This is a genomic window from Campylobacter sp. IFREMER_LSEM_CL1846 (assembly GCF_025772105.1).
GTDB classification, from domain to species: Bacteria; Campylobacterota; Campylobacteria; order Campylobacterales; family Campylobacteraceae; genus Campylobacter_D; species Campylobacter_D lari_D.
The window spans coordinates 1-5,905 of sequence record NZ_JAKMRM010000023.1; the positions used below are offsets into that span (position 1 = coordinate 1).

Annotated in this window: 2 tRNA genes and 3 rRNA genes; all 5 read left to right on the top strand. The window is 42.6% G+C overall.

Annotated features, from left to right (window positions below):
- Positions 1 to 289 precede the first annotated feature (289 nt).
- The 5 genes from L8W40_RS07905 to rrf all read left to right on the top strand — a co-directional run bounded on the left by L8W40_RS07905 (position 290) and on the right by rrf (position 5,833).
- Positions 290 to 1,802, top strand: a 16S ribosomal RNA gene (locus tag L8W40_RS07905).
- Between the two features lie 95 nt (positions 1,803 to 1,897).
- Positions 1,898 to 1,973, top strand: a tRNA-Ala gene (locus L8W40_RS07910).
- An 8-nt stretch (positions 1,974 to 1,981) separates the two neighbouring features.
- A tRNA-Ile gene (locus L8W40_RS07915) sits at positions 1,982 to 2,058 on the top strand.
- 455 nt (positions 2,059 to 2,513) lie between these two features.
- A 23S ribosomal RNA gene (locus L8W40_RS07920) occupies positions 2,514 to 5,421 on the top strand.
- A 295-nt stretch (positions 5,422 to 5,716) separates the two neighbouring features.
- Positions 5,717 to 5,833 (top strand): 5S ribosomal RNA (gene rrf, locus L8W40_RS07925).
- Together the 16S, 23S and 5S rRNA genes with 2 tRNA genes alongside form the textbook arrangement of a ribosomal RNA operon.
- Positions 5,834 to 5,905: the final 72 nt, after the last annotated feature.

Sequence of the window (5,905 nt, forward strand, 5' to 3'; positions counted from 1 at the left end):
TCCCAATTTTAATAAAACTTTAAGCTTTTACTGCTATAATTTCATTTCCTTTTCAAATAAAAGGGATTTAAAAAACTTAAGATTTTTATCTTAATTTTTAATATTTGTTCTTTAAATTATTAATATTGTTAATCAAATCTTATAGTCAATCTTTGAAATCTAAATAAGTGATCGATTGAGCCAGAGATTTACCTTAATAATGTAAATCTATCAATTAATAATTAAAGATTATTTTATTAATCTTTAAAATACTTTTTCTTTGAAGAAAAAGATTAAACTATCTATATTTTTTATGGAGAGTTTGATCCTGGCTCAGAGTGAACGCTGGCGGCGTGCCTAATACATGCAAGTCGAACGATGAAGCTTTTAGCTTGCTAGAAGTGGATTAGTGGCGCACGGGTGAGTAAGGTATAGTTAATCTGCCCTACACAAGAGGACAACAGTTGGAAACGACTGCTAATACTCTATACTCCTGCTTAACATAAGTTGAGTAGGGAAAGTTTTTCGGTGTAGGATGAGACTATATAGTATCAGCTAGTTGGTGAGGTAATGGCTCACCAAGGCTATGACGCTTAACTGGTCTGAGAGGATGATCAGTCACACTGGAACTGAGACACGGTCCAGACTCCTACGGGAGGCAGCAGTAGGGAATATTGCGCAATGGGGGAAACCCTGACGCAGCAACGCCGCGTGGAGGATGACACTTTTCGGAGCGTAAACTCCTTTTCTTAGGGAAGAATTCTGACGGTACCTAAGGAATAAGCACCGGCTAACTCCGTGCCAGCAGCCGCGGTAATACGGAGGGTGCAAGCGTTACTCGGAATCACTGGGCGTAAAGGGCGCGTAGGCGGATTATCAAGTCTCTTGTGAAATCCAACGGCTTAACCGTTGAACTGCTTGGGAAACTGGTAGTCTAGAGTGAGGGAGAGGCAGATGGAATTGGTGGTGTAGGGGTAAAATCCGTAGATATCACCAAGAATACCCATTGCGAAGGCGATCTGCTGGAACTTAACTGACGCTAAGGCGCGAAAGCGTGGGGAGCAAACAGGATTAGATACCCTGGTAGTCCACGCCCTAAACGATGTACACTAGTTGTTGGGGTGCTAGTCATCTCAGTAATGCAGCTAACGCATTAAGTGTACCGCCTGGGGAGTACGGTCGCAAGATTAAAACTCAAAGGAATAGACGGGGACCCGCACAAGCGGTGGAGCATGTGGTTTAATTCGAAGATACGCGAAGAACCTTACCTGGGCTTGATATCCTAAGAACCTCTTAGAGATAAGAGGGTGCTAGCTTGCTAGAACTTAGAGACAGGTGCTGCACGGCTGTCGTCAGCTCGTGTCGTGAGATGTTGGGTTAAGTCCCGCAACGAGCGCAACCCACGTATTTAGTTGCTAACGGTTTGGCCGAGCACTCTAAATAGACTGCCTTCGTAAGGAGGAGGAAGGTGTGGACGACGTCAAGTCATCATGGCCCTTATGCCCAGGGCGACACACGTGCTACAATGGCATATACAATGAGACGCAATACCGCGAGGTGGAGCAAATCTATAAAATATGTCCCAGTTCGGATTGTTCTCTGCAACTCGAGAGCATGAAGCCGGAATCGCTAGTAATCGTAGATCAGCCATGCTACGGTGAATACGTTCCCGGGTCTTGTACTCACCGCCCGTCACACCATGGGAGTTGATTTCACTCGAAGCCGGAATACTAAACTAGTTACCGTCCACAGTGGAATCAGCGACTGGGGTGAAGTCGTAACAAGGTAACCGTAGGAGAACCTGCGGTTGGATCACCTCCTTTCTAGAGTACAAACTGATAAGTCTCACAACTATCAGTTCATATATAGACTCAATCATCCTTGTTTAGATTTCAAAGATTGATGAAAAGCTAATTTTGGGGAATTAGCTCAGCTGGGAGAGCGCCTGCTTTGCACGCAGGAGGTCAGCGGTTCGATCCCGCTATTCTCCACCATTTATTAAGGGCCTATAGCTCAGCTGGTTAGAGTGCACCCCTGATAAGGGTGAGGTCACAAGTTCAAGTCTTGTTAGGCCCACCATAAAAAAGATTTGTTTATCAATCATATAATAAAGTTTTAAAACTTAAAGCAAGTATATAGCTAATATAAAGTAATAAGTAAAGTAAAATACTTTATTACTTATGTTTTTAAATTATTTAAACTCTTTATATATACTTCCTTTAGGTTTTAAGACCTAAGCTAAATAAATAATAGAATATTTTATATATTAGATTAGTTATTTAATGTTATTTGAATTATCATTGTTAAGAGTCACAAGCAAGTTTTAATAAAAACAATTTTACAGGACTTGTTAAAGGATAAAACCTAACTATCTTTTCTTTAGCTTTTAGTTAAAGACAAGTTTTAAACTCACAACTTAGTTAGACTAATATTTTTAGTTTTATTAAGTGTTTAAATGCTTTCCGTCTTAAGATAGTAAAGTATTATCATAAAAACTTTAACAAGGAAGTGATGCGTTTTAGAATGAATTTAAAAGGTAAGCTATTAAGAGCGAATGGTGGATGCCTTGGCTGGTAAAGGCGATGAAGGACGTACTAGACTGCGATAAGCTACGGGGAGCTGTCAAGAAGCTTTGATCCGTAGATTTCCGAATGGGGCAACCCAGTATATAGAGATATATACTACCATAATGGAGCGAACGTAGGGAATTGAAACATCTTAGTACCTACAGGAAAAGAAATCAATAGAGATTGCGTCAGTAGCGGCGAGCGAAAGCGCAAGAGGGCAAACCCAGTGCTTGCACTGGGGGTTGTAGGACTGCAATGTGCAATAGGTAAGGTTAGTAGAACACTCTGGAAAGTGTAGCCATAGAGGGTGATAGTCCCGTATACGAAAACCAAACCTTAGCTAGCAGTATCCTGAGTAGGGCGGGACACGAGGAATCCTGTCTGAAGCTGGGTCGACCACGATCCAACCCTAAATACTACTACCAGACCGATAGTGCACAAGTACCGTGAGGGAAAGGTGAAAAGAACTGAGGTGATCAGAGTGAAATAGAACCTGAAACCATTTGCTTACAATCATTCAGAGCACTATGTAGCAATACAGTGTGATGGACTGCCTTTTGCATAATGAGCCTGCGAGTTGTGGTGTCTGGCAAGGTTAAGCACACGCGAAGCCGTAGCGAAAGCGAGTCTGAATAGGGCGCTTAAGTCAGATGCTGCAGACCCGAAACGAAGTGATCTATCCATGAGCAAGTTGAAGCTAGTGTAAGAACTAGTGGAGGACTGAACCGATAGGCGTTGAAAAGCCCCCGGATGACTTGTGGATAGGGGTGAAAGGCCAATCAAACTTCGTGATAGCTGGTTCTCTCCGAAATATATTTAGGTATAGCGTTGTGTCGTAGTATAAGGGGGTAGAGCACTGAATGGGCTAGGGCATACACCAATGTACCAAACCCTATCAAACTCCGAATACCTTATATGTAATCACAGCAGTCAGGCGGCGAGTGATAAAATCCGTCGTCAAGAGGGAAACAACCCAGACTACCAGCTAAGGTCCCTAAATCTTACTTAAGTGGAAAACGATGTGAAGTTACTTAAACAACCAGGAGGTTGGCTTAGAAGCAGCCATCCTTTAAAGAAAGCGTAATAGCTCACTGGTCTAGTGATTTTGCGCGGAAAATATAACGGGGCTAAAGTAAGTACCGAAGCTGTAGACTTGATTTTATCAAGTGGTAGGAGAGCGTTCTATTTGCGCCGAAGGTATACCGGTAAGGAGTGCTGGAGCGAATAGAAGTGAGCATGCAGGCATGAGTAGCGATAATTAATGTGAGAATCATTAACGCCGTAAACCCAAGGTTTCCTACGCGATGCTCGTCATCGTAGGGTTAGTCGGGTCCTAAGTCGAGTCCGAAAGGGGTAGACGATGGCAAATTGGTTAATATTCCAATACCAACATTAGTGTGCGATGGAAGGACGCTTAGGGCTAAGCAAGCTAGCGGATGGAAGTGCTAGTCTAAGGTCGTAGGAGGTTATATAGGCAAATCCGTATAACAATACTCCGAGAACTGAAAGGCTCTTCAAAGTCTTCGGACAGCGAGGAGAATTGCTGATGCCGTCGAGCCAAGAAAAGTTTCTAAGTTTAGCTAATGTTGCCCGTACCGTAAACCGACACAGGTGGGTGGGATGAGTATTCTAAGGCGCGTGGAAGAACTCTCTTTAAGGAACTCTGCAAAATAGCACCGTATCTTCGGTATAAGGTGTGGTTCGCTTCGTATTAGGATTTACTCCGAAAGCGAAGAAACTTACAACAAAGAGTCCCTCCCGACTGTTTACCAAAAACACAGCACTCTGCTAACTCGTAAGAGGATGTATAGGGTGTGACGCCTGCCCGGTGCTCGAAGGTTAATTGATGGGGTTAGCATTAGCGAAGCTCTTGATCGAAGCCCGAGTAAACGGCGGCCGTAACTATAACGGTCCTAAGGTAGCGAAATTCCTTGTCGGTTAAATACCGACCTGCATGAATGGCGTAACGAGATGGGAGCTGTCTCAAAGAGGGATCCAGTGAAATTGTAGTGGAGGTGAAAATTCCTCCTACCCGCGGCAAGACGGAAAGACCCCGTGGACCTTTACTACAGCTTGACACTGCTATTTGGATAAGAATGTGCAGGATAGGTGGGAGGCTTTGAGTATATGACGCCAGTTGTATATGAGCCGTTGTTGAGATACCACTCTTTCTTATTTGGGTAGCTAACTAGCTTGAGTTATCCTCAAGTGGGACAATGTCTGGTGGGTAGTTTGACTGGGGCGGTCGCCTCCCAAATAATAACGGAGGCTTACAAAGGTTGGCTCAGAACGGTTGGAAATCGTTCGTAGAGTATAAAGGTATAAGCCAGCTTAACTGCAAGACATACAAGTCAAGCAGAGACGAAAGTCGGTCTTAGTGATCCGGTGGTTCTGTGTGGAAGGGCCATCGCTCAAAGGATAAAAGGTACCCCGGGGATAACAGGCTGATCTCCCCCAAGAGCTCACATCGACGGGGAGGTTTGGCACCTCGATGTCGGCTCATCGCATCCTGGGGCTGGAGCAGGTCCCAAGGGTATGGCTGTTCGCCATTTAAAGCGGTACGCGAGCTGGGTTCAGAACGTCGTGAGACAGTTCGGTCCCTATCTGCCGTGGGCGTAAGAAGATTGAAGAGATTTGACCCTAGTACGAGAGGACCGGGTTGAACAAACCACTGGTGTAGCTGTTGTTCTGCCAAGAGCATCGCAGCGTAGCTAAGTTTGGAACGGATAAACGCTGAAAGCATCTAAGCGTGAAGCCAACTCTAAGATGAATCTTCTCTAAGCTCTCTAGAAGACTACTAGTTTGATAGGCTGGGTGTGTAATGGATGAAAGTCCTTTAGCTGACCAGTACTAATAGAGCGTTTGGCTTATCTTATTTAAGCATCACTTCCTTGTTAAGGTTTTTAATAAAGCTTTGAGTGTTTTTATATGAAATATTTATATAAAAATTACATTCTTAAGTTTATAAAATCTTATAAGTAAAGTTTATATTAGAACTTGCTCTTAACATTGTTTTTTAAGTATTCTAAAATGAAACAATAAAGTATTTAGTTCAATAAAACATCTAAATATAAGAATAAGATGAAAGTTAAAATAAAAATGATTTTTATGTTTAAATCTTATTGATTGTTTTTATTATGCTATATTAAATAGAATATTTAAATAACAATGTCCGTGATTATACAGATGTGGAGACGCCTTGCTCCATCCCGAACCAAGAAGCTAAGCACATCGTGGGTGATGATACTACGCCTTACTGGCAGGGGGAAAGTAGCTCATTGCGGACTTGTTAATTCTTATTATTCTTACTTTATATACAATCCTATATTTATTTTTATTGCTAGTTATTTTAGTTATTT